This is a genomic window from Kitasatospora sp. NPDC101447, from assembly GCF_044767225.1.
GTDB lineage: Bacteria > Actinomycetota > Actinomycetes > Streptomycetales > Streptomycetaceae > Kitasatospora.
In genome coordinates this window covers 79066-103780 of sequence record NZ_JBIWNL010000005.1, presented here as the reverse complement: position 1 = coordinate 103780, position 24715 = coordinate 79066, and the positions used below count along the sequence as shown (strand labels likewise).

General features: G+C 71.7%; 25 protein-coding genes and 1 pseudogene. 16 read left to right on the top strand and 10 right to left on the bottom strand.

Features of this window, described 5'->3' with window-relative positions:
- Positions 1-134 precede the first annotated feature (134 nt).
- Positions 135-1127, top strand: a pseudogene (locus tag ACIRST_RS09390) (IS30 family transposase); the annotation flags it as partial.
- 17 nt (positions 1128-1144) lie between these two features.
- On the opposite strand, the gene ACIRST_RS09385 reads toward ACIRST_RS09390, so the two are convergent.
- The 4 genes from ACIRST_RS09385 to ACIRST_RS09370 form a co-directional block, all read right to left on the bottom strand.
- Positions 1145-2059 (bottom strand): IS982 family transposase, encoded by a 915-nt coding sequence (locus ACIRST_RS09385; RefSeq protein WP_402801138.1) that lies wholly within the window; start codon positions 2057-2059, stop codon positions 1145-1147.
- A gap of 155 nt (positions 2060-2214) precedes the next feature.
- Positions 2215-3426 carry a Shedu anti-phage system protein SduA domain-containing protein gene (locus ACIRST_RS09380; RefSeq protein ID WP_402801136.1) on the bottom strand — a complete coding sequence of 404 codons (1212 nt, stop codon included), beginning with the start codon at positions 3424-3426 and terminating at the stop codon, positions 2215-2217.
- A gap of 581 nt (positions 3427-4007) precedes the next feature.
- Positions 4008-4583 carry a GNAT family N-acetyltransferase gene (locus ACIRST_RS09375; RefSeq protein ID WP_402801135.1) on the bottom strand — a complete coding sequence of 192 codons (576 nt, stop codon included), beginning with the start codon at positions 4581-4583 and terminating at the stop codon, positions 4008-4010.
- 23 nt (positions 4584-4606) lie between these two features.
- Positions 4607-4774: a hypothetical protein gene (locus ACIRST_RS09370; protein ID WP_402801134.1), complete on the bottom strand. Its 168-nt coding sequence runs from the start codon at positions 4772-4774 to the stop codon at positions 4607-4609.
- A 333-nt stretch (positions 4775-5107) separates the two neighbouring features.
- Between ACIRST_RS09370 and ACIRST_RS09365 the strand changes: the two genes are divergently transcribed.
- The 5 genes from ACIRST_RS09365 (at position 5108) to ACIRST_RS09345 (ending at position 11047) form a co-directional block, all read left to right on the top strand.
- Positions 5108-7549 carry a helicase C-terminal domain-containing protein gene (locus tag ACIRST_RS09365; protein ID WP_402801133.1) on the top strand — a complete coding sequence of 814 codons (2442 nt, stop codon included), beginning with the start codon at positions 5108-5110 and terminating at the stop codon, positions 7547-7549.
- Between the two features lie 236 nt (positions 7550-7785).
- Positions 7786-8277: a DUF2975 domain-containing protein gene (locus ACIRST_RS09360; protein WP_350522385.1), complete on the top strand. Its 492-nt coding sequence runs from the start codon at positions 7786-7788 to the stop codon at positions 8275-8277.
- A complete protein-coding gene (locus tag ACIRST_RS09355; RefSeq protein ID WP_396552824.1) occupies positions 8277-8498 on the top strand; it encodes a helix-turn-helix domain-containing protein in 222 nt (73 codons plus the stop codon). The genes ACIRST_RS09360 and ACIRST_RS09355 overlap by 1 nt, the downstream gene beginning before the upstream one ends.
- A 445-nt stretch (positions 8499-8943) precedes the next feature.
- Positions 8944-10002 carry an NAD(P)-dependent oxidoreductase gene (locus ACIRST_RS09350; RefSeq protein WP_402801131.1) on the top strand — a complete coding sequence of 353 codons (1059 nt, stop codon included), beginning with the start codon at positions 8944-8946 and terminating at the stop codon, positions 10000-10002.
- A 187-nt stretch (positions 10003-10189) separates the two neighbouring features.
- On the top strand, positions 10190-11047 hold the full coding sequence (locus tag ACIRST_RS09345) for a protein kinase (protein WP_402801129.1): 858 nt from the start codon (positions 10190-10192) through the stop codon (positions 11045-11047).
- A 239-nt stretch (positions 11048-11286) separates the two neighbouring features.
- On the opposite strand, the gene ACIRST_RS09340 is transcribed toward ACIRST_RS09345, so the two are convergent.
- Positions 11287-11700, bottom strand: coding sequence for a peptidoglycan-binding domain-containing protein (locus ACIRST_RS09340; protein WP_350522382.1), 414 nt, complete (start codon positions 11698-11700; stop codon positions 11287-11289).
- A gap of 385 nt (positions 11701-12085) precedes the next feature.
- Between ACIRST_RS09340 and ACIRST_RS09335 the strand changes: the two genes are divergently transcribed.
- Complete coding sequence (locus ACIRST_RS09335) at positions 12086-12301, top strand: hypothetical protein (protein ID WP_402801126.1); 216 nt, start codon at positions 12086-12088, stop codon at positions 12299-12301.
- A 132-nt stretch (positions 12302-12433) separates the two neighbouring features.
- Here the strand turns inward: ACIRST_RS09335 and ACIRST_RS09330 are convergent, their stop codons facing one another.
- From ACIRST_RS09330 to ACIRST_RS09320, 3 genes are all read right to left on the bottom strand, one after another.
- The gene (locus ACIRST_RS09330) at positions 12434-13825 is read right to left on the bottom strand and encodes an alpha/beta fold hydrolase (protein WP_402801125.1); all 1392 of its coding nucleotides are present in this window, start codon (positions 13823-13825) and stop codon (positions 12434-12436) included.
- Between the two features lie 70 nt (positions 13826-13895).
- Positions 13896-14237 (bottom strand): hypothetical protein, encoded by a 342-nt coding sequence (locus tag ACIRST_RS09325; RefSeq protein WP_402801123.1) that lies wholly within the window; start codon positions 14235-14237, stop codon positions 13896-13898.
- Between the two features lie 181 nt (positions 14238-14418).
- Positions 14419-15267 carry an SDR family NAD(P)-dependent oxidoreductase gene (locus ACIRST_RS09320; protein ID WP_402801121.1) on the bottom strand — a complete coding sequence of 283 codons (849 nt, stop codon included), beginning with the start codon at positions 15265-15267 and terminating at the stop codon, positions 14419-14421.
- A gap of 104 nt (positions 15268-15371) precedes the next feature.
- Here ACIRST_RS09320 and ACIRST_RS09315 point away from each other — a divergent pair, with 104 nt between their 5' ends.
- The 3 genes from ACIRST_RS09315 (at position 15372) to ACIRST_RS09305 (ending at position 17395) form a co-directional block, all read left to right on the top strand.
- Positions 15372-15983, top strand: coding sequence for a CGNR zinc finger domain-containing protein (locus ACIRST_RS09315; RefSeq protein ID WP_402801119.1), 612 nt, complete (start codon positions 15372-15374; stop codon positions 15981-15983).
- 90 nt (positions 15984-16073) lie between these two features.
- On the top strand, positions 16074-16358 hold the full coding sequence (locus ACIRST_RS09310; RefSeq protein WP_402801118.1) for a hypothetical protein: 285 nt from the start codon (positions 16074-16076) through the stop codon (positions 16356-16358).
- 113 nt (positions 16359-16471) lie between these two features.
- The gene (locus ACIRST_RS09305; protein ID WP_402801115.1) at positions 16472-17395 is read left to right on the top strand and encodes an FAD-dependent monooxygenase; all 924 of its coding nucleotides are present in this window, start codon (positions 16472-16474) and stop codon (positions 17393-17395) included.
- 454 nt (positions 17396-17849) lie between these two features.
- Here the strand turns inward: ACIRST_RS09305 and ACIRST_RS09300 are convergent, their stop codons facing one another.
- Positions 17850-18344, bottom strand: a complete 495-nt coding sequence (locus ACIRST_RS09300; RefSeq protein ID WP_402801113.1) for a MarR family transcriptional regulator — start codon at positions 18342-18344, stop codon at positions 17850-17852.
- Between the two features lie 139 nt (positions 18345-18483).
- Here ACIRST_RS09300 and ACIRST_RS09295 point away from each other — a divergent pair, with 139 nt between their 5' ends.
- From ACIRST_RS09295 to ACIRST_RS09280, 4 genes are all read left to right on the top strand, one after another.
- On the top strand, positions 18484-19359 hold the full coding sequence (locus tag ACIRST_RS09295; protein WP_402801111.1) for an alpha/beta fold hydrolase: 876 nt from the start codon (positions 18484-18486) through the stop codon (positions 19357-19359).
- 72 nt (positions 19360-19431) lie between these two features.
- Positions 19432-19782: a hypothetical protein gene (locus ACIRST_RS09290; RefSeq protein ID WP_350522371.1), complete on the top strand. Its 351-nt coding sequence runs from the start codon at positions 19432-19434 to the stop codon at positions 19780-19782.
- A gap of 83 nt (positions 19783-19865) precedes the next feature.
- Positions 19866-21305, top strand: a complete 1440-nt coding sequence (locus ACIRST_RS09285; protein ID WP_402801108.1) for a hypothetical protein — start codon at positions 19866-19868, stop codon at positions 21303-21305.
- A 196-nt stretch (positions 21306-21501) separates the two neighbouring features.
- Positions 21502-22077: a hypothetical protein gene (locus ACIRST_RS09280; protein ID WP_402801105.1), complete on the top strand. Its 576-nt coding sequence runs from the start codon at positions 21502-21504 to the stop codon at positions 22075-22077.
- Between the two features lie 87 nt (positions 22078-22164).
- On the opposite strand, the gene ACIRST_RS09275 is transcribed toward ACIRST_RS09280, so the two are convergent.
- Positions 22165-23004: an SDR family oxidoreductase gene (locus ACIRST_RS09275; protein WP_402801103.1), complete on the bottom strand. Its 840-nt coding sequence runs from the start codon at positions 23002-23004 to the stop codon at positions 22165-22167.
- A 92-nt stretch (positions 23005-23096) separates the two neighbouring features.
- On the opposite strand from ACIRST_RS09275, the gene ACIRST_RS09270 reads away from it, so the two are divergent.
- Positions 23097-23468 (top strand): winged helix-turn-helix transcriptional regulator, encoded by a 372-nt coding sequence (locus ACIRST_RS09270; RefSeq protein ID WP_402801101.1) that lies wholly within the window; start codon positions 23097-23099, stop codon positions 23466-23468.
- Between the two features lie 193 nt (positions 23469-23661).
- Positions 23662-24615, top strand: coding sequence for an NADP-dependent oxidoreductase (locus tag ACIRST_RS09265; protein ID WP_402801098.1), 954 nt, complete (start codon positions 23662-23664; stop codon positions 24613-24615).
- Positions 24616-24715 lie beyond the last annotated feature (100 nt).

Here is a 24715-nt window from a genome sequence, read left to right as displayed (position 1 = left end):
GGGGGGGGGGGGGGGCGCCTGCCCGCCCCCCCCCCCCGCCCGGCGCGCGCGGGGCCCCCCCCCCCCCGCCGGCCGGCCCCCCCCCCCCCCCCCCCCCCCCGCCCGCCCCCCCCCCCCCGCCTTCGGGTCCCTCCCGGTATCTGCGCGAGGACGAACAGCTCCACATCGCGGACCGGCTGCGGGAGAAGGCCACGGTCCGCCAGATCGCGGCCGAGCTGGGCCGCAGCCCGTCGACGGTCTCCCGGGAGATCCGTCGCAACCGCACCGTCGGCACCCGCGGGCAGTGGCACTACCGGCCGCACGCGGCCCAGGCCCGCTCCGATGCCCGCAGGCCCCGTCCCAAGCCCCGCAAGATCCTCTCGAATCCAGAGCTGCGGGGCGCCGTCCAGGCGATGCTGGACGAGAGGTGGAGTCCGGAGCAGATATGCCACGCTCTGCGGGCACAGTTCCCCGATCGGCCGGAGATGCACGTGGTTCCCGAGACCGTCTACCAGGCGCTCTACGTCCAGGGCCGTGGCCAGTTGCGGCGGGAGCTGGCCGGCGCCCTGCGGAGCGGGCGCGCCCGGCGCAAGCCCCAGCGGCAGGCCAACTGCCGACAGCCCCGCTTCGCCGACCCGATGGTCATGATCAGCGAGCGTCCGGCCGAGGCCGAGGACCGGGCCGTCCCCGGCCACTGGGAAGGCGATCTCATCATCGGCAAGGACCAGAAGTCGGCCATCGGCACCCTGGTCGAGCGCGCGACCCGCTTCGTGATGCTGCTGCACCTGCCCGGCGACCACACGGCCGAGACCGTCCGTGACGCCCTGGTGGCCACCGCCCGCACGCTGCCCACCGAGCTGAAACGCTCGCTGACGTGGGACCAGGGCAGCGAGATGGGCCGCCATCGCGAGTTCACCCTCGCCACCGCCATCCCGGTCTACTTCTGCGACCCGGCCAGCCCCTGGCAGCGCGGCTCGAACGAGAACACGAACGGCCTGCTGCGGCAGTACTTCCCCAAGGGCACCGACCTGTCCGTCCACACCCCGGAACACCTGGCCGCCGTCGCCGACCAGCTCAACCGCCGTCCACGCAAGACGCTCGGCTGGGAAACCCCAGCCGAGCGTCTGCATAAACTCCTCGCGGCCTAGATGAATGATGCGAAGGGTTAGTGGTCGTAGGCGGTCAGCGAGCGCATGACTGGCTGACCAGTGTGGTCGTTGTGCCAGATCGCGCAGGTCAGCGCGAGGACACGCTGCAGGACGCGGACCATTACCCCACCCGGGGTGCGGCCCTGGTGGCGTTCGAGGTCGAGCTGGGCCTTGAAGGTCTGGTTGACGGACTCGATGATCTGCCGCAGGGGCTTGAACAGGGCGGATCCGGCCCGCAAGGGCTCGCCCTTGCGGGCCGGCCGCAGCAGCTGCACTCCCCACTCGGCGAGTTCGTGTTCGAAGGTGCGGCCGTAGTACTGCCGGTCGCTGATGAGGGTCTGGCCCGGCCGGGAGGCCGCAAGGTCGGGCTCGGCGTGGAGCATGCCGAGCAGGGTCTCGCGCTCGTCCGCCTTCGCGCCGGTCAGCGCGAAGGCGACGGGCAGCCCGTGCAGGGTGCACAGGAGGTGCAGGCGCAGGCCCCAGAAGAACCGGGAGTGGCTGGCGCAGTAGCCGTATTCGGCCCATCCGGCCAGGTCCGAGCGTTTGGCCGTCTCGCGCGAGCGCCCGCACTCCACCGGTGTGGAGTCGACGACCCAGACGGTGTCGGTCCACAGCGAGGTGTCTCGGGCGAGCAGGCGGTTGACCCGTGCGACCAGGTCCGCGGCCTTGCGCAGGCGCCGGTTGTAGCCCGACTGCCCCGGCAGGTAAGGGAACAGGTGCCGCAGGTGGGATGAGGCGTGGCGGATCCAGCGGCGCTCGGAGGTGAAGCCGAGCAGGGCCTGCATCACCGCGAGGGTGACCAGTTCGGCGTCACTGAGCCGCGGCCTGATGCCGATCTCGGGACGCCACGGCGCCAGATGCGGCGATTCCTTCAGCAGGTCGTCGGTCTTCACGTAAAGTGCGGTCGCGAGGGAGTCCAGGTCAGGCGTCACAACCGACCTTTGGACTCCCTCGCTTCATCTCATGCGTCCCAGCTGACCCTTGGCATCAATCATCTAGACAACCGACCACGTGTTGCGACGACCACTAGAAACCGCCTCAGCGGTCCGGGCCCTCTGTCATCCGCCGTCCTCCACCAGTGCAGCCACTATGTTCCGGAGGGATCCCCGAGGGAGCGTCCGGCGTTGTCGATGAGCTCCTTGTACGTGATGACCTCTACACGATTCACGTGCGTGTTGAACGTCCGAAGCGCTTCGTTAATCTCCTGCTCCGGAACGCTCGGCTGGACGGCTGGATGGCCGATCAGGACGATGGCGCTTGCTCGGCGTGTCTCGATGCTGAATTCTTCGAAGATCTGTTGCCGGTTCTCATCCAGCCCGACAAGGTAGTTGACCGCTTGCCCCACGGCATCGTGCACCTCAGCAGTAGGCACCCAGGCTCCGCGATGTCGCTTCACCAGAGGGCCCTTCATGCTCATGGCTCGCTTCAACTCGACGATTTGAAGGCTTCCATCGCCGCGGATTAGAGGAATGTCGACCTCGTCACCGGACACTAACCTGCGCTGGGCAGCTTCCCCGACGAAACGTCCACCGAAGATCCAATACTGCCCCTCCAGCGCCCGTTGCAGGTCCAGCTCCGTGGCTGTTCTGTCCTCCGCCACTCTGCGCAAGCTGGCCAGACGGGCCGAGCGCTGCTGAAGCTGGGCCGCCCGGAGGATCATCTGGCCATCTGGGTCAGCAGCCAGGAGAGCCCATTCCTCTGGTGACGCGGCAATCCGCTGGGCGGCTTCACCCGGGTCTTCGATATCGATCCGTTCCTGGAGCACACGGTCCAGCCACACCATCTTCTCCGCCCGGCCGCGGAGGAGCGAGTAGCGCCCTGGCCGGCCTTCCGGCGCTACGAGGTACCGCGCGTCATGGCTGAGTGAGTCGATGTGGGCCAGCAGATCATCCACACCTGCACCGGGGTGTTGCTCCAGGTACTCGCGCCCCGCCTCGGCGACGTACTTGAAGTTGATCTCAAGCGTGCCCGCCACAAACCGCCGCAGCCGCTGGTTGCGGATGCCGTCCTGAAAGAGTCGATATCTCTCGTCGAACTCCGGCTGCAGGATTCGTTCCTCGGCGTAATCGAGGGAGTCCTGCAGTAGCCGCACAACCTCCCACTCACCAACCGAGGCTGCGTGCCCGCGTGCCGCCACCAAGAGTTGCACGAGCGCCTTCCCGCCTCTGCGGTGGCCACCTCGTCCGGTTCTCATGTGCTGGAGCACAGAGGTGAGCGCTCGCTTCACCTCGTTGTTTGCCGTCTGCTCGTGAACGTACTTGAGCTGCAGGTCCAGTGAGAAGTCTGATCTGACACCCATGGGCTGAAGTGTGACCGGCAGGTGTGACAGTGCCTCGTGAGTCAACCCATCATCGTGGACATGCTCATGCTGTCGCGCTTGAGGAGCCTCCTGGTCTCAGTATTGGTCTCGTTCATCCCCATCCAGCCGGGTTCGGCCACCGCCCATCGGTTTGCTCATCTGCTGGTCAGGACCGGTGTGAACCCCGGCGGACGGGGTTCGGGAGAATTGGAAAGCGTGTTGGGGGGCAACCTCTCACGAGTTCGAATCTCGTATCCTCCGCCTTCGCCCGCCAGGGCAAACGAGGGCCCCGACCGGTTCACCGGTCGGGGCCCTCGTCGGCCCGTGGTTGCCGTTTTGGTTGCGCTACCGGTTCTCGCCCGATGTCCGGTTGCGACTCGTTAGGACAGCTGTGATCTCGCGGGTATCCAATGGGTCGATGGCCATGGCGATGGGACATGCGATGACACTCATCGCATAAGCCGGTCATGCCGCCCGCCACATGCATCTGCCCTCGTCCAGGGGTTCGAGGACAGCCCCGGAGCCAAGGCCAGGGGGTAGGTCACGAAGGTGCTGCGTTGCCAGGCCTGTAGGCCCAGAACTCAGCTCTCGTACTCGGCGGCGATTCCCAGCACGCCGTTCGGCGACCACTCGTGCTCCAGGATCGAGTAGGTGATCGAGTCTCGCCAGGCACCGTGGACGAAGACGTGGTCGCGGATCCGCCCGTCCTCCGTCATGCCGGCCCGCAGCAGGGTGCGCGCCGATGCCTCGTTGAGCGGAGAGCGGGCGGCCCAGATGCGGTGCAGGCCGAGGACGTTGAAGCCGAGGGCGCACAGCAGGTGGACGGTCTCCGTGCCGAGGCCCTTGCCCCACTCGGCCGGGTGGAGGGCGAAGCCGATGGTGGCGGCCTGCTGCGGCTCGGTGGCCAGGCGGGCGTAGCCGATCAGCCGGTGCTCGCCGAGCCGGGTGACGGCGAGGCAGTACTCGGTTCGCGGGGTGGCGTTCGCGGAGGCGATGGAGCGGGCGGTGATCGCCTGGACCTGCTCGCGGGTGCGGGGTTCGAAGCTGAGGTGTCGGGTGGCCTCGGGGTCGCCGTAGATGGCCAGGAGGTCGTCGGTGTCCTCGGGTTCGACTTCGCGCAGTGCGAGGCGGGGGCCGGCCAGGTGGACTGGGGTCATGGCTGCGGAGCCTATCCGTGGGGTCACCGGACGAGGACCGAGGTCGGGGTGGCGGTGAAGGCCTCGATCTCCTCGCGCAGGTCGGCCGCCGCACCGACGCTGCGGCGACCGTCGCCGTGCAGGGCGGCGTGGACGCGCTGGGCGCTGCTGACGATGCCGAAGTTCCGCTGCTCAATGGGGAGGTCGAGCACCGGGCGGACGGCCTCGGCAGCCCCCTCGACCTCGCCTCGGGCGAGCTGGTCTCATTCACCCCGTCCAGGCGGGTCCGGCTGCTGCTCAGCGGTCCGCTCCGCTGCAGGTCAGGGCGAGTGTGAACCCAGGCGGACGGGGTGCGGGAGAAATGGTAAGCGCGTTGGGGGCAACCCCTCACGAGTTCGAATCTCGTATCCTCCGCCCCCGCCCGCCAGGGCGAACGAGGGTCCGGTCCGCTCTGCGGTGCGGGCCCTCGTCGCACTCACCCCCGTTGGTGCGTCATCCTTGTGCTCTCGGCCGATTCCGGCAGGGCATGGACGTCCTCCTATGTGGTGAGGTGCCCCATCAGCAAGAACAGCGGATCGGCACTGGCCGCGTGGCTGCGCGGTCTGGACGCGGCCGGGTTGGAGCGGGTCCTGGCTGCGCGCCCGGACGCCGTGTCGGCTCCGGAACCGCGGTCGGTCGGCGAACTGGCGGACCGCCTCCAGCGCCCGGCGTCAGTGGCCCTGGCCCTGCCTCGCCTCGCGCTGCCGTGCCTGCAGGTGGCGGAGGCCGTCGCCGCGCTGACGGGCGTGTCACGGGACGGTCTGGCGGGCCTCCTCGACGCGACGCACGGTGACCGCGCCCACGGGTTGGATGCCGTCCTGGAGACGCTGGCCGATCGCGCTCTGGTGTGGCCCGACGGCAACGGCCTGCTGCACATGGCGGCGCCGCTGCGGAACGCGTGGGACGCGCCGCTGGGGCTCGACGCGCCGCTCGCGCGACTGCTCGCGGGCTCGAACTCCGACGAACTTGGCCGCATGTTGGCGAAGCTCGACGTCAAACCCGCCGCCAACAGGAAAGAGATGCGTCTGACGGCGCTGATCGACCACCACAACGATCCGGCGCGGGTCGCCGCACTGGTGGCCAAGGCGCCCGGAACCACTCGGAAGCTCCTTGAACGGCGGGCGCATGAGGTTCCGGAGCAACCGGGCTTCATCATGTTCGGGGCTCCGCGGACCGACTCCCAGCCCGGCGAACAATGGGCGGTGGAGCGGGGGCTGCTGATCCGGGACCAGCATCGGTACGGGCCGGCCCGCATGCCCGCGGAGGTGGCACTCACGCTGCGCGGCTCCGACTGGCACGCCCCGTTCACACCCGTGCAGCCCGGCGTACGGTCGGTGCCCGCCACCGTCTCGGGCGTCGAGCGGGAAGCCGCAGCCGCCTTGATGGCGTTCGCCGCCCACGCCGTGTCCGTCCTCGGGGTGTGCGCCGCCGCTCCACCGGCCCGGCTGAAGGCCGGCGGGGTCGGCGCCCGCGAGCTGGCCAGGATCGGCAAAGCGGCGCGGTGCGACGAGATCCTGGTACGCCTCGTGCTGGAGACGGCGAGCGCGGCCGGACTGCTGGCCCGGGACGGCGACCGGGTCGCGGCGACCGCGTCCTACGACAACTGGGCCGAGCAGGAACCGGCCGCCCAACTCGCCGTGCTGCTCCGGGCGTGGTGGGCGCTCCCGCTGGCCCCCGGCGGGAGCCGCGACGAAGACGGGAAGGCGCTGCCGGCGCTCGCCGGGGCAGCGCCCTGCGGAGGCTGCGTGCAGGCCCGGCACGGGCTACTCGCAGCCGCGTCGCAGCTCCCCGCCGGCGAAGGCGCGGCGAACCCGGCGGACCTGGGGGTGCTACTCGTGTGGCTCCGCCCGCTCGTCGACGAACTCCCCCAGGACACCACACCGTTCGCCACCCTGATCCGGGAGGCGGAACTGCTCGGCGCACTCGCCCTCGGAGCCGTGTCCCCGATCGGGGCCGCCCTGCTCGCCGACGACGCCGAAGCCCTGACCGACGCCTGTCGGCGACTGCTGCCCGCCGCCAGCGGGACCGCCCGTTTCGGCAGCGATCTCACGGCCGTGGTCGCCGGCACGCCGTCGGCCCGCATCCTCGCACTGCTGGACTCCGTCGCGGACCGGGAGACCGCCGGTGCGGCGTCCGTGTGGCGGTTCAGCCCGGGAAGCGTCCGCCGTGCCCTCGACGCCGGCCTCACCCCCGCCGGCCTCACCGCCGACCTGGCCGCCATCGCCGTCGAGCCGCTTCCCCAGCCGCTCTCGTACCTGATCCACGACACCGCGCGCAGCCACGGTCGGATGCGCGTCGTCTCCGCGGCCTGTGTGATCCACGGCGAGGAGCCCGCCCTCCTTGCCGAACTGGCCGCGCACCGCAAGCTCACCCAGCTCGGCCTGCGGCTGCTGGCACCGACGGTGCTGATCAGCCGTACCCCACTGGACAAGACGCTCACGGCACTGCGGTCCGCGGGCTACGCCCCCGTCGCCGAGAAACCCGACGGGACCGTGCGGATCGAACGGGCCCAGCACCACCGCGCGGCGAGCCCCGTTCCGTCCCCGCGCCTGCCCGGCGGCAGGTCCCGCACGCAGCGGACGGACGCCCGCACCGCGAACGCGGGAGCGCCCGTCGATCTGCGCGCCCTCGCCACCCGGCTTCGGGACGCCCCGCAGGACATCCCGGAGCCCGACCCTTGGGACGGTCGCCCCTACGACAGCGACACCGAGGAGATCATGGCTGGGTACGCGCGCAATCTGTCCTTCACCGACGTCCGCCAGCTGGCCGATGCCGTCAACGACGGCCGGACCATCACGATCGAGTACGTCGCGACCTCGGGCAACGCGACGGTCCGCACCCTCAGCAAGCTCGAACTGGATGCCCCCTACCTCCGCGCCTGGTGCCACCTGCGGGACGACGAGCGCGTGTTCACCATCTCGCGCATCCACGGGGTCATGCCCGCGTAGCGTGGGAGGCAACCCCTCACGAGTATCCTCCGCCTCCGCCCGCCAGGGCAGACGAGGGCCCGGACCGGTTCACCGGTCCGGGCTCTCCGCGTGTTCGGTGGCGGTGCCCGCCGAGGCTGTGCCCGCCGAGACTGTGCACGCCCGGTTCGGCCGCTGGGCCACGGCGGTGCCAGCGGCCTTGCCTCACCTATCGATATTCGATAGCTTTCCATCGTAAGTCGATGCAAGGATGGGTCATGGGAAAGCTGGCAGTACGCGCGCTGCGCGCCGTGCTCGTGGTGGTGCTTACGGGCACCGTGTTCGTGCAGGCATTGATGGTGTGGACGTTGGTCACCGGGAGTGACCCGGAGGACGGGTCGATCCCGCTGACCCCGCTGCGCGTGATCACGATCCTGGGCATCGGGGCGGCCCAGGTCACCATGGTCTGCGTCTGGCGACTGGTGACGATGGTGCGACGCGGAACCGTGTTCTCCCACGCCGCCTTCCGGTACGTGGACGTCATCATCGGCGCGATCGCTTCGATCGCTGTCCTGTGGCTGGCGGTCACGGCCGTGAACGCGCCCGGTCAGCGGGACGACCCGGGCGTCACCCTCATCATGGGCGGGATCGCCATGGCCATCCTGGGAGTTGCGCTCATCGTGCTCGTGCTGAGGATGCTGCTCGCCCAGGCCGTCGCCCGCGATGCCGAAGCGACGCTGATGCAGGCCGAATTGGACGAGGTCATCTGATGCCGATCGCCGTCGACATCGACGTGATGCTGGCCAAGCGGAAGATGTCCGTGGGCGAACTCGCCGACCGCGTGGGGATCACGCCCGCCAACCTGGCAGTACTCAAGAACGGCCGCGCCAAGGCGGTGCGCTTCGCGACGCTCGCCGCGCTCTGCGAAGTGCTCGGGTGCCAGCCGGGCGACCTGCTTCGCTGGGAGGCCGAGGACACCGCAGGCGAGTGAACCGTGCCGGCCGGCCCGTCATTGCCGAGCCCGGGTGCCTTCGGTACAGCGCCCGGCGGAAGGCGGGCGCGACCGGTCACGGGCAGGCCCGCCCCGGACAGCGGCTGCGCCCAGCACAAGGATCGTGGCTCGGGACAGGCGAGGGGGGTGTTTCACGATGATTCCTTCAGAAGTCGCACGCTTCCTGACACCCCTGCTGGGGACCGCACGCCCCGGAGTCCCGTCCCGGCGGCACCCGGCACACCGCCACCCCGGGGCGGCCGGTCAGGCCCGCCGCAGGAAAGGGGGCAGGGGAACATCTCAATGGAACCGGCGCTCCGAGGCGTGGCCGGTAGGCGCGGGATCGACCAGGCCGGCACCACCGAGGCGGGTCCGATTCACAGGTGTTTCGAAGATCAGCTGCTGAAGCGCAGTAGGGTTCGGTTCCGGTGAAGGGGGTCATCACATGGAACGAATGCGGGTCCTCCTGCTGGACGCGGCTCCCGGCGAGCTGCTCGACCGGGAGTTGCAACGTCTGCTGGGCCATGGCCTGGCCGTCACGTTGAACCTCCGGCGGGTGACCGACAGAGCCGAGGCCCGGGCCACCTGGGACGGCCGCGTGGACTTTGCCGATTTCGACGCCTTCGACGAGCCGACGTTGATCGCCGAGACCGTCCGGGACGGGGTCGGCTACCACGCGGTCAAGTCCCGCGGAGGCGTTCCGCTGCGCGCAGCATTCCTCACGGCAGCCACCGACCCCACGCTGGCCAACCGGCTTCGGGTGGTCGGCCGGGCCGGGGCGGGCACCGATCATGTCGAGCTGGCCGCCGCCGTCCGCCACGGCGTCGTTGTCACCCACACCCCGGGCTCCAACGCGAACGCCGTCGCCGAGTTCGCCCTGGCTCAGCTGCTCGCCCTCACCCGGAACCTTCCGGCACACAACGAGGCCGCGCACCGGAGCCGTTGGAGCACACCGGCCGCCCCCGCAGTGGAGCTGTCGGAACTGACCCTGGGCGTCGTCGGGTTGGGCCGGATCGGCCTGGCGCTGGTCGAACGAGCCGCCGCCCTGGGCATGGCGGTCCAGGGCCTCTCACGGCGCCCGACCGGGAGCTCCGTCCCCCGTGCCGAGTCCCTCGACGCGCTGCTCGCCACCAGCGACGTGGTCTCCCTGCACCTTCCGCTCACCCCGCAGACCCGGGCGATGATCGGTCGGGAGGAGCTGGCAGTCATGCGGCCAGGGTCGATCCTGCTGAACACCGCCCGGGGCGGGATCGTCGACGAACAGGCACTGGCCGACGCCTTGCGCGACCCGGCACACCCGCTCCTGGCGGCAGCCGTCGACACCTTCGAGCACGAGCACGCCGCCTTCGCCTCGCCGCTCCTCGGTCTGCCGAACGCCCTGCTGACCCCGCATGTCGCCGGGATGACCAGGGGCGCCATGGCGACGGCGGCGATCCGGTGCGCGGACCACATCGCGTCGCTGCTCGACGGCCGCCCGGACGGCGTGCCCGTGGTGACCGGCTGACGCCGGCCCATCGCCAGGGGAACGCCATCGGACGCGCGGGCTTCTCGGGCGGGGTCTCCCACCCGATGGCAGGTCGAGAGGTGCCCCGGCCGGGGCGCGTCCGGTGTCCGCGAGCAGAGTCATGTGGTCTCGAAAGCTGCGCCGATGCCCTACTGTTTACCCGATCTCACAAGGGGCGGGGGGTCCGATGCAGGGCGTGCTGGTCGGCGAGCGCTACCGGATGGCCGAGCTTCTCGGCGCGGGCGGCATGGGTGCGGTGTGGAGTGCCCATGACGTCCGGCTGGAGCGGGACGTTGCCGTCAAGCTCGTCCTGCCGCGCTTCGACGGTGAGGACGGCGCCGCGGCGCAGGCGCGCTTCGAGCGGGAGGTGCGGATCACCGCGCGGCTCCGCCATCCGAACATCGTGGGTGTTCACGACTGCGGGACCCACCGGGACGCCGGGCGGTCCGTGCCGTTCGTGGTCATGGACCTCCTGCCCGGGCGGTCGCTCGACGCGGTGCTGAAGTCCGGTCAGCGCCCGGGCGTCGGGCAGGTCGTGGACTGGGGCGTGCAGGTCTGCCGGGCGCTGGCCGCGGCGCACCACGAGGGTGTCGTGCACCGCGACATCAAGCCGGCCAACCTCTTCCTGACCCGACGTGCCGACGGCACGGAGGCCGTCGTCGTCCTCGACTTCGGCATCGCCGCCTACCTGCAGGGGGACCACACCCAGCTGACCGCCGACGGTCACATGATCGGCACCGCCGCCTACATGGCTCCCGAGCAGGCCATGGGCGAGGCGGGGCGGCGCTCCGACGCGGCGGTGCTGCTGGGAGGGGTGGCCGCCGATCGGGCGCGCGTGCTGGGCCGCGATCATCCGCACACGCTGACCGCCCGGCACAACCACGCGTACAACCTGGGCGAGGCCGGGCGGTACACGGAGGCGGCCGGACTGCTGGAGGGGGTGGCGGCCGATCGGGCGCGCGTCCTCGGGACGTCCCACCGACTGACGGTCATGTCCCGGCGGAGCCAGGCGGTCTACGCCGGGAAGATCCGGCGGTTCGGCTGACCTTCGGCCGGACTGACTCTCGGCCGGGCTGACTCTCGGCCGGGCTGATCCTCGGCCCGGCCGCCACGGTGGTTCGGCCCTGGGACCTCCCACCGGCCGGTCCCACCGGCCGGTCCCGGGGCCACACGTGCGCTCCCGGGACCGGTCTGTCTGCGTCCGGTGAGTCCGGTCCCGTGGTGGGGCGGTCCCGGCCCGGCGCTGGAGATGCCGGCGCCGTCGATGCTGGCGCCAGCCGCGTGTCAGCTGTGGGTGGGCAGCACGTGGTAGCAGTAGCTGGCGTACGCCCCGAAGCCGGTGTTCCAGTCGTAGCTCTGCTGGATCTCCTCGTTGATCTGCTGCCACAGCACCGTGCCGGTGTCCGGGCCGACCACGCCGTCGGGGTCCAGGCTGAAGTCGTGCTGCAGCTGCTGGAGTGCCCCCAGCGTGGCCGGGCCGAACTCGCCGTCCTGCGAGATGATGTCGGCGCTGGTCCGCCGCTCGATGTGCGCGTGGTTGATGGCTGCCTGCACGCAGTAGGCCGACAGCCCGCTCGCGCCGTAGCGGACGTACGACACTCCCGGCTTGGCGCTGGCCGTACCGGCGGTGACCGCCAGGACTGCGGCGGAGACCGCGGCCACCGTACTGATCGAACGGGCACGCTTGCGTATCGACATGTGTTCCCCCGTGGAATGGTTGTCGGCGGACAGCCGGCGCCGGCCCGGTCCGGTCCGGCGCGTGGCTGCCCGAGATCGACTGGATCCTAGACCGACACCGGTTCGAATGTGATCGGATTACGAAGACCGGGCGCCATCCGGAAGGCTGGGCGGGGACCAACCGCACCTTCGACGCTGTCCTGCAGCTGCCGAGCGCGAGAGGCGTCACGACTGATCACCCTGTCTCCCGAGAGCACGAGGAGGCAGAATGATCGCCATGACGACTTGAAGAGCACCGGCCGGACGCAAGTCCTGGCGAAGGGGCGCAACCGGCTGGTGCGTCCGCGACGGTGAACGCGCGGTCTGCACGGTGTGCCGGGAGCCGGTCCGTTCGAACCAGTACCGCGTGTACCCGCCCGAGTCCTCCGGCTTCGAGCGGTGTATCGCGTTCGGCTGGTGCTCGGGGTGCCGGATCTACGCGGGCAACATGGTCCACATTCACCGCAAGCGGGTCTTGGTCGACGCGCTTGCGTCGCTGTCGGCCGATGACCGCGAACGCTTGCTGCGCAAGGAGGCCGCGCTGATCGACTACCTCGACGGCCAAGGCATCGGCCGGCACTGAGCTGAGCACCTGGTGAGCCCAGGTGCAGAGGGTTCGGGCGAGCGAGAAGCCGTCAAGGCCCGGGCGTCGTCGCCGGCCGGAGAGCAGGGGCAGGACGAGGGAGTCGGCCTCGGCGGTGATCGCTGCGCCCGCCTACTTGAGCAGGAAGTCGTAGACCGCCTGCCGTCCGGCCGGGTTCGCCGCCCGGTTCTGCACCGAGTGCGCCGCCCCGGGCACGATCACGATCGTCGGGTCGTGTGCCAACTCGGCCTGCTGGTACAGCCATTCGTACGGCGTGGCCAGATCGCGGTCCCCACCGAGCAGCAGGACCGGCACGTCGGGCAGCTTGCGGTGTGCCGGCGGGATGGGCGGTACCGGCTCGCGGGGCCAGTCCAGGCAGACCAGTAGGCTGCCGAGCCCGGTGGCGGTCGCGGCGTCGTACGGCCAGGTCTGCTCGGCGGTCAGCCGCTGCCGGGTGCGCTCCAGCGCCGCCGCGCGCCCCGCGACGGGGGTGTCGGTGGTGCCCCACGGGAAGTGCGAGTCGGCACACAGGGCGGCGGAGTGCAGCCCCTGGCTGAGTTCCTCGGCCGAGGCGGAGTCGACCTCCCGGTGGATGACCGCGAAGAACTCCTGGAGCTTCGCGGGCTGCCCGGCGGCGGCCTCGTGCAGGATCTCCGGGACACCGCCGTAGTCCGGGTCGATGAACTCGTAGCCGGTGAGCGCGCTCAGGATCTGCGCCCCGTTCCCGTACCGCCGGACGGTGGCGGCGAGGTCGGCGGCCGGGTCGGTGGTGCAGCCGGTGGCCCGGCAGGCGGCCCGAAGGACGCGGGCGGTGGCGGGCAGTGCGGCCAGGTCGAGCGGGTCGAAGCCCTGTGGCGGGGCCACCGAGTCGAGCACCAGGCGGGCCACGTGGGCCGGGTGGGCGAGGGCGTAGCGCTTGGCGACGACGGTGCCGTAGGAGACGCCGTCGAGGGTGAGGCGCCGGTCGCCGAGGGCCTGGCGTAGCAGGTCGATGTCGGCGACGGTGTCCGCGGTGCTGTAGTAGCGGGCGTTGGGGCCGAGGGCGGCGGCGCAGTCGGCGATCGACTGCCGGCGCGGCACGGCGAGGTCGGAGGAGCCCATGTCCTCCTGGAGCCCCGGGCACTGGAGCGCGCCGCGGCCGGTGCCGCGCTGGTCGTACATGACCAGGCGGTAGTCCTTGAGGACGGGTTCGAGCTTGCTCGCGATCCGCTTCATCGACGGGACGCCGGGCTGGCCGGGGCCGCCGGTGAGGAACAGCAGGTCGCCCTTGGGCGCCTTGGCGTTGCCGGTGACGGCAACCACGAGGTCGAGGGTGCCGGGGGTGGCACCGCTGTGGTCGAGCGGGACGGTGAGGGTCCCGCAGGTGAACTCGGGCGCGTCCGGGCACGGCGCCTGCCCGGTGATCCCGCCGCCGACGAGGGCCGGTTCGGCGGCCGCCGGGAGGGCGGGAGTGGCCAGAGTGGTGCCGGCGACCACCGCGACGGCTCCCAGCAGGGCGGCGACGCGGCCACGTGTGCTCGTCATGTTCGTCCTTCCGCTCAGGCCGCGTCCGTACGGTCACGGTCACGGTCACGGCCGGGCTCCGGAACGCTCGCTACGGGACCGCCCGGCCGCGTTCGTCGGGCCAGCCCGGCCGCCACTTCGCCAGGTACTCGTCGAAGTCACCGGTCACGAACTGCGGATCCACCGCCTTGAGGCGGACCTGCTGCCGCTCGTCCGCCCACCACAGCTCGAACTCCGTGACCGTCCCCACGGCCGGCCAGCGGTCGGCTTCCGCCGGCAGCAGCCGGCAGTCCACGAAGCCGCCGACCGGGAGGCCGATGTCGACGAAGACGCCGATGGCGCCCGGGTTCGGAACGAGGGTCACCGTCCCCTGGAAGCGCTGCCCGAAGCGGAGGCCCCGGCGGATGCAGTCCCATTCATCGGTGGTCGGCATCCCGGCATCGTTCCACAGGGCCACCCGCCGGCGCACCGGAGCAGGCGTCCGGATGGCATCCGTCGCGGCACGACGTCGGCCGTCGGGGCCGACCTTCACCCCCCCGGGTGGGCGGACCGCGTCGCCGTGGCGCCGCGGGGGCCTCGGCCGTCGGCGCCGAGGCCCCCTGCGGGACCTGCGGCTACCTGTCGACGGCGACGGTCACGCCGTTCCAGTCGTCCAGGTCCGCGGTGCGGGCCTCCAGCGCGGTGCGCATGCCGGTGGCGCTGGAGGTGCCGAGGGCCAGGCGCAGCGGGGGGTTGGGGCTGTCGACCGCGGCTCGGATGCCTTCGGCGATCCGGGCGGCGGAGGAGAACGCGTCTGCGGGCAGTTCTCCGATGCCCTTCTGGACCTCGCGGACGGTCCGGTCGTAGTCGTCGAGGCCGGCGGCGACGTCGAGGTTGGCCAGGAAGGGGGTGGCGGTCATTCCGGGCTGGATGATCGTGACCTTGATGCCGAGCGGTGCGACCTCGGCCACCAGGGCGTCCGACAGTCCCTCGACCGCGTACTTGGTCGCGGCCAGCAGTCCTACGCCGGGGTGGGCGGACTGCCCGTAGACGGACGAGCCCTGGAGGATGTGTCCGGATCGCTGGGCGCGGAGGACCGGAAGGGTCGCGCGGAGCACGTTGAGCACGCCAAAGACGTTGGTGTCGAACACGGCGCGGGCCTGCGTGTCGGAGGCTTCCTCGACGGCTCCGAAGAGTCCGTAGCCGGCGTTGTTGGCGACCACGTCGATGCGGCCGAAGTGCGAGAGCGTGCGCTCCACCGCTTCCCGGACGGCCTGCTCGTCCCGCACGTCCGCAGGGATGAGGAGCAGGCGGTCGCCGTGCGCCTCGGTCAGTTCGTCCAGGGGAGCGGTGTCGCGGGCGAGTGCCGAGACGACGTCGCCGTTCTCCAGCGCCAGGAGGGTCAGTTCGCGGCCGATACCGGACGTCGCGCCGGTGATGAGCCAGGTGCGGGGGCTGTTCTGCTGGTTCGGTGTTCCGTTCATGTTGCGACCGTAAGCGGTTAGCTCATAACGAGTCAACCGGGGTGGCGCTCTGCGTTGCCTGTTAGGCGGCTTAGTGCCTCGCCTTGCTGAGGTACGATGGCGTGATGAGCAGTGCTGCAGCCGGATCTGCGAAACCCAGCCCGCGCACCGTCATGCCGGAAGTGGAGACCGTGCTCGCGTTCGTGAACACGCGCGCGGACGGAGGCGGACGGCGAGAACTGTTCGGCGACGGGCGCTCGTTCGCGGCGTGGCTCGCGGAGCGCGACGAGTTCGGCGGCGAGACCGTGGCGACCGACGCCGATGCCGCGGCCGCACGCGAGCTGCGTGACGCCCTGGTGACCCTGCTGCTCGCGCACTCCGGCGATGAGGAGAGCCAGGGCGAGCCGCTCCGGCACGCCGAGCAACACCTGCGCCGCGCCGGTGCGCTCTACCCGCTGGCGACGTTGGTCACGGCCGGCGGTGTCGAGCTGGCATCGCCGCAGGCGGGGGTGCCGAGGGTGTTCGGGACCGTACTGGCCGCGGTGACGACGTTCGCGCAGACCGGCGACTGGGGGCGCATCAAGGCGTGCCGCAACCCCCCGTGCCATTTCGGTTTCTTCGACCGCACCCGCAACGGGGCAGGGCTCTACTGCAGTACCGGCTGCGGCTCCCAGGTATCCATGCGCAACTACCGCCGGCGGCAGCGCCGGGAGGACGAGGCGCCGCCCGAGGCGTGAGGTTTCGGCTCCACGGGTGGCCACCCGTTGAAGCCGTGGCCACCCGTGTGAGCTTGTGGCCCCAAGGTGCGCCGCTCCCAGAGTGGAACGTTGCTCCAAGTTGGCTCGGTGCTCTACGCCGCCTCGACGCTCGTGCACTACATCCTCGGCGCGATCAGCCAGAACGCCCGCGTCGAAGGGGACACTTCGGGCATCGACCCGGGGGTAGACCGCGAGGAGTTCTTCGACGCCGCCTCGCAGGCGTGGCAGGGCCTCGACGCCGAGTCCCACCCGTTCATGCACGCCATCGCGGGCCAGATGAGGGAGCGCGACGACCGCGAGCAGTTCCTCACCGGCATCGCCGTCGTCCTCGACGGCCTCACCCGTCTGCGCTGACCCCGCTCCACAGGGCCAGGCCGGGCCGGGCGGGGTCGAGTCGGGCTGGGTCGAACCGGGCTGGCTGGGTTGGGTCGGGCGGCCAACTGGACTTCTCCGAAGGGAGATTGCTCATGCACGACACAGTGATCGCGGGCGCCGGCCCGGTCGGCCTGTTCCTGGCCGGCGAACTGGCCCTGTCCGGCTGCTCGGTCCTGATCATCGAACGGGACCGGGAACCCACCTCGCCGCTGAAGGCACTCCCGCTCGGCCTGCGCGGCCTGAACGCCGGCTCGGCCGAGACGCTCCACCGCCGCGGCCTGCTCGAAGCGATGACGGAGGCCTCCGGCGTCGACGGGAAGGCGGTCGGTGCGGACCCCGACGCGAGTGGACCGCCCGCTCCCCGCAGCGTGTCCCACTTCGCGGGCATGGGCCTGGACGCGGGTGGCATCGACGCGTCCGCTCTGCCCTTCCGGCTGCCCGGCCCGGCGACGGAAGGGTTCATGACGAGCCTGGAAGCCGTCTCGACGGTGCTCGCCCGGCGGGCCGCCTCGCTCGGCGTGGAGATCGTCCGGGGTGTTCCCGTCACCGCCGTGACGCAGGACGACGACGGTGCGACCGCCACTGCCGGCGGACAGGAGTACCGCGGGCGCTGGCTGGTGGGCTGCGACGGCGGGCGCAGCGCGGTGCGCGCGCTCGCGGGCTTCGACTTCGTCGGCACCGACCCGCTGTTCACCGGCTACGCCGCCAAGGTCACCTGGTCACCAGGGTGTCCATTCGCCGGCCAGGTGGCCTGGTCGGTCACCACCGCGCGAGCGCCTGGGGGATTCGCCGCCAGACCCGGCGTGGCTCCGACTCGGATGTCCTGGCCTACCTGTTCCTCCGCCACTCCACCAGTTTTGCGATCAGCTGCCCGATCTCTATCAGGAGCCGTGCGAGCCCGACAACGGCCAGGATCGTTGTTTCGATCACTGCAGTGGCCGCCGCGCCGCCGACCGCGAGTGTCGTATCGATCAGCCCGCCGGATCTTGAACTACCGGACATCCAGGACTCCTTGACTTGGCGTCAGACAAACATCCGCTACCCATGGGGACTCTTCCCGTGCCACGCCGGTTCCAAAGACGAGCCACAGGCCGACGCCGGCGCGCACGGGCACAGCACGTGATCAAGGACGAGAGACGCACGCACGTGCCGAGCGGCGCAGCGTCGTCCAGGCGGTGGCCAGGGCGCGGGTTGGTCGGGCCGGAGGCGGCCGGAACGAGCCCGGACAAGCCGCCGAGCGGGGCAGGACCGGACGCCGGGGATTCATCACGGCGGTAGATCCCGGGGCCCGCGACAGCACCGGCCAGGACGAGCAGCCGGGGCGCAGCCGGGCGGCGATCTCACCGACCAGGCGCACGGGTCGAGTGGCCATCGGCAGCGCCGGCGGAATCACCGCACCCCATGGTCCTGCCGGACCCCGGCCCGGACCCCGTCCCCGGCCCGGCCGTCGTCCCGGCCCGGCCGTCCGGGTCAGCGGGAGCGGGCGGCGGCGGGGGTGAGGTGGCGGGCCAGGGTGTCGAGGGCGGTCGCCACCTCGTGGAACAGCTTGGGGTCGGGGGCGGTGCCGTCGGGGGTGGTGAGGGCCGCGGTGAGGGCGTCGTCGATGGTGGTGGCGCGGACCTCCGCGACTCGGGCGGACGGGTGCGCGGCCGGGTGGACGAGCCGGCGGCGGCGGTCGGCCGGGTCGGGTTCGGTGGTGACGGAGCCCGTCTCGACCAGGCGGGCGACGGCGGTGGAGACCTGACTCTGCGGCAGGCCGGTGCGGGCGGTGATCTCCCCGACGGTCGTCCCGGGATGCGCGACGACGTCGCCCAGGGTGACCAGGACCGAGCGGACCGAGCCGCGCGCGCCCGTCTCCGACGGGTCTGACTGATCCGGCTGCTCCGACCGGTCCGGTCGGGGTATCGCCTGTTCGCCGATCTTCATGAGGGTGCGGCCCAGCAGGAACAGCTCTACTCCGTTCATGCCCGCAAGAGTACATCGACGTATCGAAGCAGATGTATTGAGTGAGATGTATCTATCTTGATGCATCTGTTTCGATGCGATACGGTCGCAGTGCCGGGCGGGAAACGCCGCCGGCAAACCGACCGAGGGGGAACACGCCATGACCACCGAGCCGACCGCACCTGCCGCCGCCCGCACGCTCGCCGTCCCGGGTGCCACGCTCCACTACCAGGTCGAGGGCCGCGGGCCGGTGCTGCTGCTCGCGCAGAGCGGAGAGGGCGACGCGGACCGCACCGTCGACCTCGTCCCGCATCTGGCCGACACCTTCACCGTGGTCACCTACGACCGCAGGGGCCTGTCCCGCAGCGTCCTCGACGACCCGGCCGCCCCCGTCACCATGGCCGACCACGCCGACGACGTCGCCCGGCTGCTCGCCGAGGTCACCGACGAGCCGGCCCTGATGGCCGGGTTCAGCATGGGCGCGGCGATCGGCCTCCAGGTCGCCGCCCGCCACCCGGGCGCACTGGACACCCTCATCGCCCACGAGCCCGTCGCACCGAACCTGCTGCCGGCCGGCGAACGGGCCGAACACACCGGAGAACTGCTGCACATCCAGAAGGTCCACGCCGAGGGCGGCATGGCGGCCGCCTTCCCGGCGATCGCCCGCCACCTCGGGATCGACCCGGCGCACGACCCGGCCGAGGACGGCCTCACCCCGCAGCCCATGACGCCCCGCCGGCTGGCCAACTTCGGGTTCTTCATCGCCACGGAGTTCACCGCCGTCACCACGGACGGCTTCGGACCGGCGGAGATCGCCCGCACCGCGGCGACCGCCGGCGCCACCCGGATCGTCCCGGCGACCGGCGAGACGACCCGGCCGACGGTGCACACCTACCGCTGCGCGCTGGCGCTGGCCGAGCTGCTGGGCACGGAGCCGGTGGTCCTCCCCGGCGGCCACAACGGGAACACCGCCTTCCCGCGGGCCACCGCGCGAACGCTGAAGGCCGTCCTCGGCGTTGACCGCTACCGCCCCTGACAGCACCGCCGCCCCTGACAGCACCGCAGCCGCCCCTGACAGCAGCCCGACGCGGAGGTTAGGGTGCGGAGCATGCCGCTCGTCGAAGTGACCTACGCGCCCACGGTGCCCGAGACCCTCCTGCGCGAGCTGGGCTCCGTGCTGCCGCACCTGGTCTCCCTGGCCGTGGAGTGCCCCGAGGAGCCGTACGACGGCGATCTGCAGCCCGGGGACGTCGAGATCCGCTTCCGGGCGCTGAGCCCGCTGGACCGCAGCGGCCTGCCGGTGGTGATCGAGATCAAGTCGAAGTGGACCGCGGACAGGGAAGCCGACCGCCAGGAGCGCGTGGACACGCTCCACGCGCAACTGCGCGCCGCGACCGGACTCGTCGACTTCGGCGTCTACCTGTCGATGCCGACCGCCGCCTGGTCCCAGGGGGACTGACCGCCCGGCCCCGGCTCGGCCGGCGGCCGGCGGCCCGGGACGGCCCGGGGTGACTTGTCGGTGGCGGTTCGTAGGATGCCCGCATGAACGTCGACGATCTTGTGTGGCAGGCGCGCAACCACGGCGGCGTCTCGCCGCGGATGGTGCAGACCTTCCTCGACCTGGGGCAGTCGGACCTGCTGATCCGGGCGGCGCAGGAGCGTGGTGACTGGAACTGCGCGCAGGCGGCGGCGCGGGAGCTGTGCGCGGCCGCGGAGTTCGAGCGCGCGCTGGCACTGTTGGAGCCGTTCACGGACGTCGGCTGGCGGGCCGCCGAGTGGGCCACTGCCGAGATCATGATCCGGCAGGGCCGGGGCGACGAGGCGCTCGCGATGGTGCGCCCGGATGTGGCCGAGCCGGGAGACGGCCACGTCTGCGCGCGCTACGCGGAGTTGCTGGTCAAGGCCGGGCGGGCCGACGAGGCCATCGACGTGATCACGCCGCATCTCGGGGAGTACTGGCTCCGGACGCGCCTGGTCGACCTGACCGAGGAACAGGGCCGTGACGGCCGGGTCCTGGAGGTCCTCACGCAGGTGGCGGAGCACATGGAGCGTTCGGTGGACGCGGCGTGTGAGGACTGCGGTCGGTCGTGCCCGGCCGACGGGACGGACCGGTGGCACGTGCTGATCATGATCGCCCGGGTCCTGGAACGCTCGGGTCGAGCGGAGGAGGCCGTCGAAGTCCTGCGCACCGAGACGGCCTCGGGCCGACGCCACCCCGTCAACTTCCCCGAGTACTACGCGAAACTCCTCGCCCGGCAGGGCCTGATCGAGGAGCTGGGATCCCTCGCCGCCACCGAGCCCTACGCCGCCTTCGCCGTGTACGCGAAGGCCCTGGAGGACGCGGGGAGGGCACCCGAGGCCGAGGCCCTGCTGCGCGGACGCATCGAGGCCCACGACCACTCGAAGGACCGCGCCGCGCTGATGGGCCTCCTCGTCCGCCGCGGAAGGATCGACGAAGCCGTCGAGACCGGCCGGTCCACGTACGACTACTACGACTGCGGGAACCTCCTCCACTGGGCGCTGGACCTGCTGGTCGACGACGGCCGCCCCGGCCGGGCGCTCGACCTCCTGGACGGGCTCACCGGTGCGTGGGCCGAGGGACACCCGGACCAGGTGCTCGGCCTGCGGCTGTGGCTGCTGGGCGAGGCGGGCCGTTGCGCGGAGGGCATCGCGGAGGCCGCCGCCCTCAACGAGCGGGAGCCCGGCGAGTGGGACACCGAGCTGGCGCGGCTGCTGGAGCGGGACGGCCGGCCGGAGGAAGCCCTCGCGCTCCTCCGCTCCTCCACCCACTACCTGGCCGACCTCGACCTGGCCGAGATGCTGATCAGACAGGGCCGCCCCGCCGAGGCCCTGGCCTCCATACCCACGATCGCCGAAGACCGGGAAGCGGCCGAGCGGCGGAAACGGGAGGCGGCCGAGCAGCGCGAGCAGGAGGACCCCTGGGCCGAGGTGGGCGAGCCCACCCAGAAGGCCCCGTTCTGACGGGCGCCGCACTCCGACGCCGTGAAACGCACCGAGCAGCAGGGACGGGCCCGTTCGTCAGCGGATCGTGTCAGGACGGAGCGATTCGATCCAGGACACGAAGTCCGGGGACTCGACGTCGAAGTCCCGGGCAAGCCGCTCCCGCCGCTCCGGCGTGGGGCCTGCGGTGTCGGACGGCGTGGATACCCTGCCGGGCATGGGATACACCACGGAGTTCACCGGTCGGATCGCGGTGGAACCGCCGCTCAACGAACAGGAGATCGGCTACCTGCGGAGGTTCGCCGGCACCAGGCGCATGGACCGTGACAACGGTCCCTACTTCGTCGACGGCACCGGCTACGCGGGACAGGGCCATGATGCGGACATCCGCGAGTTCAACACGCCCCCGGCGGGCCAGCCCGGCCTGTGGTGCAGTTGGGAACCCACCGATGACGGGGCCGCGATCGAATGGAACCGGCAGGAGAAGTTCTACGCCTCCGCCGAGTGGATGCGCTACCTGGTCGACCACTTCCTGAAGCCCGGCGCCCATGCCCAAGGCGAGTCCGGGTTCGAGGAGTTCACCTTCGACCACGTGCTCGACGGGGTGATCGACGCGCAGGGCGAGGAGCCCTGGGACACCTGGCAGCTGATGGTGCGTGACAACGAGGTGACCGTGTCCGGGCCCGTGGAACCCGAGACGGCGTGGCTCTGCGGGGGCTGCCTTGAGGCGATCGCCGATGAGGACACCGTCTGCTGCCCGGGTTCGGAGGCGGTGCCGGCGGACGTCGAGTAGTGGCCTCCCACGCGGGCGCACCCGGCCGGCAGCCTCGTGCGGCCGCAGTCGCACGAGGCTGCCGGGGTGGTGCGGTGGTGCTGCGCCTCAGCGGAACGCGGCGATGTTGCGGGCGACCCAGTCGTCGAAGGGGCGCGGGGCGCGGCCGAGGACTCGTTCCGCGTCCGGGCTGATCCGCAGTTCGGCCGGGTTCGGGGCGGAGATGATGTCCAGGGTGTCGTCGGCGAGTTCCGCCGGTACGTGCCGGGTCATCATGGCCTTGGCCTCGCCGCGGGTGAGTTCGTGGAACCGTACGGGGGAGCCGAGTGCGGCGGCGATCGCCTCCGCCTGCTGACGCGGCGTGATCACCTTCGGCCCGGTCAGCTCGTACACCCCGCCGGTGTGCCGCTCGTCCAGCAGGCTGGCCGCCGCGACCGCGGCGATGTCCGCCGGGTCGATGACCGGCACCCCGACGTCGCCGAAGGGCGCGGCGACCGTCCCGTGCGTGCGGACGGACTCGGCCCAGGCCAGGGCGTTGGAGGCGAAGCCGCCCGGTCGCAGGACGGTCCAGTCCGGGCCGGAGTCCCGCAACGCGTCCTCCACCGTGCGCATCGCGACCCGCGACGGGCCGAGCGGCCTGGTCGCCACGCCCTGTGAGGACAGCAGGACGATCCGGCGGACCCCGCGGGCCGCGGCCAGGGCGACGATGTCGGCCGGCCTGGCTCCGGGGGCGTGCAGGTCGCCGGACAGCAGCAGGAACAGCGCCCGCGCCCCGTCCAGCGCGGGTGTCAGGCTCGTCGGGTCGGCCAGGTCGGCCGCCACGTGCCGGACGCCGTCCGGCATCGGCACCGCGTGCCGCGACACCGCCGTCACCTGCTCGCCGGCCTCGGCCAGGGCCTGCGTCAGAGGCCGGCCCACGTTTCCGGTAGCCCCGGTCACCACGATCATGTTCAGCTCCTCGTCGGTTGTGTGCTGAGGCAGCTGACGCTAGGGGTCGGGCTTACTTTTCGTAAGAACGTACCGAAAGGTAAGCTCCGAACATGAGGGAAGGTGCGCAGCTGAAGCAGGCCGGGGCGGGCGAGCGGTATGAGGTGTTTCACACCGACTGCCCCGCGCGCGGCATGGTCGACCACGTGACCAGCAAGTGGGGGGTGTGGGTGCTGATCTCCCTGCGGAGCAACGACCTTCGGTTCCACGAACTGCGCGACGGCATCCGGGGCATCAGCGAGAAGATGCTCACCCAGACCCTGCGCGCGCTGGTCCAGGACGGCCTGCTCCGGCGGGAGGTGGAGCCGACCACGCCGCCCCAGGTCACTTACGGGCTGTCCGAGTTCGGCCGGGACGTCAGCGTGCCGCTGACGGACCTGCTCGACCGGATCACGCAGCGCCTGCCACCGGGCAGCCCGGGGTAGTGCGGTCCTGGCAGGAGGTCCGGGCCGGCCCGCCGGGCGATCCGCGGTGGCAGGTTCGCCGAAGATCCCTGGAACGGCCGATGCCGGGCGGCGGTGCTGCCTGTGATGCTGGTCCTGGCGGCGCGGGCCTTCGGAACGGCCCCGCCCGTGCCACGGAAGCGAGGGCGATGGCCCGATGAGCACGATGAGCACGATGAGCACGATGCGCGCGGTACGCGCCCACCGGCGCGGCGGCCCCGAGCAGCTGGTCCACGAGAGCGCGCCGCGTCCCGAACCGGGGCCCGGTGAGGTCGTCGTCGCGGTCCGAGCCGCCTCGGTCACCGCGGGCGAGCTCACCTGGGACGCCACCTGGACCGACAGCTTCGACGGTTCCGGGCGGGACCGGACGCCCATCATCCCCGCGCACGAGGTGTCCGGTGTCGTGGTCGGGCACGGAACCGGTGTCACGGCCCCGGCCCTGGGCGCCGAGGTGTACGGACTCATCCCGTTCCTGCAGGACGGGGCCGCCGCCGAGTTCGTCGCCGTGCCGGCCCGGATCCTCGCCGCCAAACCGGCCCGCCTGGACCACCGCAGCGCGGCAGCCGTCCCCCTGGCGGCGCTCACGGCCTGGCAGGCGCTGGTCGACCACGCCCACCTTGAGCCGGGCCGGCACGTCCTCGTCCACGGCGGCGCCGGAGGCGTCGGCTCCTTCGCCGTCCAGATCGCGGCCGCCCTGGGCGCCCGGGTCACCGCGACCGCCTCGGCCCGCGACGCCGACTTCGTGGCCGGCCTCGGCGCCCGCAACGTCATCGACTACCGGGACGGCCGGTTCGAGGACCATGTGGCCGACGTGGACGTCGTCCTCGACACGGTGGGCGGCGACACCCAGACCCGGTCCTGGGCCGTGCTGCGCCCCGGCGGTGTCCTGGTCGGCATCGTCGAACCGCCCGACCCCGGCGCGGCCCGGGACCCTGCCACGCACGGCGTTTTCTTCGTCGTCGAGCCGGACCGCGACGGGCTCGACTCCATCAGCGAGTTGATCACGAGCGGACGGCTGCGCCCCCAGGTCGACCGGGTCGTTCCCCTCGCGCAGACCCGCGCCGCGTACGAGGCGCTGGAGAAGGAACACCGGCGCGGCAAGGTCGTCATCGAGGTCACGGACGGCTAGCCGACCGCAGCTCGCCCGGCGCCCGCCGGGGCGCCGGGCGCCGGATGGTGAGGCCCTCGGGCGGCCGGAGTCCGTGGGCGGCCCGGCCGCCGGCCGCGGT

Coding starts and splice junctions, on each gene's coding strand:
- ACIRST_RS09360 (WP_350522385.1), top strand. CDS start 7,786: ATGGGAAAGCTGGCAGTACGCGCGCTGCGCGCCGTGCTCGTGGTGGTG.
- ACIRST_RS09355 (WP_396552824.1), top strand. CDS start 8,277: ATGCCGATCGCCGTCGACATCGACGTGATGCTGGCCAAGCGGAAGATG.
- ACIRST_RS09315 (WP_402801119.1), top strand. CDS start 15,372: ATGAGCAGTGCTGCAGCCGGATCTGCGAAACCCAGCCCGCGCACCGTC.
- ACIRST_RS09345 (WP_402801129.1), top strand. CDS start 10,190: ATGCAGGGCGTGCTGGTCGGCGAGCGCTACCGGATGGCCGAGCTTCTC.
- ACIRST_RS09325 (WP_402801123.1), bottom strand. CDS start 14,237: ATGCCGACCACCGATGAATGGGACTGCATCCGCCGGGGCCTCCGCTTC.
- ACIRST_RS09280 (WP_402801105.1), top strand. CDS start 21,502: ATGGGATACACCACGGAGTTCACCGGTCGGATCGCGGTGGAACCGCCG.
- ACIRST_RS09340 (WP_350522382.1), bottom strand. CDS start 11,700: ATGTCGATACGCAAGCGTGCCCGTTCGATCAGTACGGTGGCCGCGGTC.
- ACIRST_RS09305 (WP_402801115.1), top strand. CDS start 16,472: ATGCACGACACAGTGATCGCGGGCGCCGGCCCGGTCGGCCTGTTCCTG.
- ACIRST_RS09290 (WP_350522371.1), top strand. CDS start 19,432: ATGCCGCTCGTCGAAGTGACCTACGCGCCCACGGTGCCCGAGACCCTC.
- ACIRST_RS09285 (WP_402801108.1), top strand. CDS start 19,866: ATGAACGTCGACGATCTTGTGTGGCAGGCGCGCAACCACGGCGGCGTC.
- ACIRST_RS09275 (WP_402801103.1), bottom strand. CDS start 23,004: ATGATCGTGGTGACCGGGGCTACCGGAAACGTGGGCCGGCCTCTGACG.
- ACIRST_RS09375 (WP_402801135.1), bottom strand. CDS start 4,583: ATGACCCCAGTCCACCTGGCCGGCCCCCGCCTCGCACTGCGCGAAGTC.
- ACIRST_RS09300 (WP_402801113.1), bottom strand. CDS start 18,344: ATGAACGGAGTAGAGCTGTTCCTGCTGGGCCGCACCCTCATGAAGATC.
- ACIRST_RS09265 (WP_402801098.1), top strand. CDS start 23,662: ATGAGCACGATGCGCGCGGTACGCGCCCACCGGCGCGGCGGCCCCGAG.
- ACIRST_RS09320 (WP_402801121.1), bottom strand. CDS start 15,267: ATGAACGGAACACCGAACCAGCAGAACAGCCCCCGCACCTGGCTCATC.
- ACIRST_RS09380 (WP_402801136.1), bottom strand. CDS start 3,426: ATGGGTGTCAGATCAGACTTCTCACTGGACCTGCAGCTCAAGTACGTT.
- ACIRST_RS09295 (WP_402801111.1), top strand. CDS start 18,484: ATGACCACCGAGCCGACCGCACCTGCCGCCGCCCGCACGCTCGCCGTC.
- ACIRST_RS09330 (WP_402801125.1), bottom strand. CDS start 13,825: ATGACGAGCACACGTGGCCGCGTCGCCGCCCTGCTGGGAGCCGTCGCG.
- ACIRST_RS09350 (WP_402801131.1), top strand. CDS start 8,944: ATGGAACGAATGCGGGTCCTCCTGCTGGACGCGGCTCCCGGCGAGCTG.
- ACIRST_RS09270 (WP_402801101.1), top strand. CDS start 23,097: ATGAGGGAAGGTGCGCAGCTGAAGCAGGCCGGGGCGGGCGAGCGGTAT.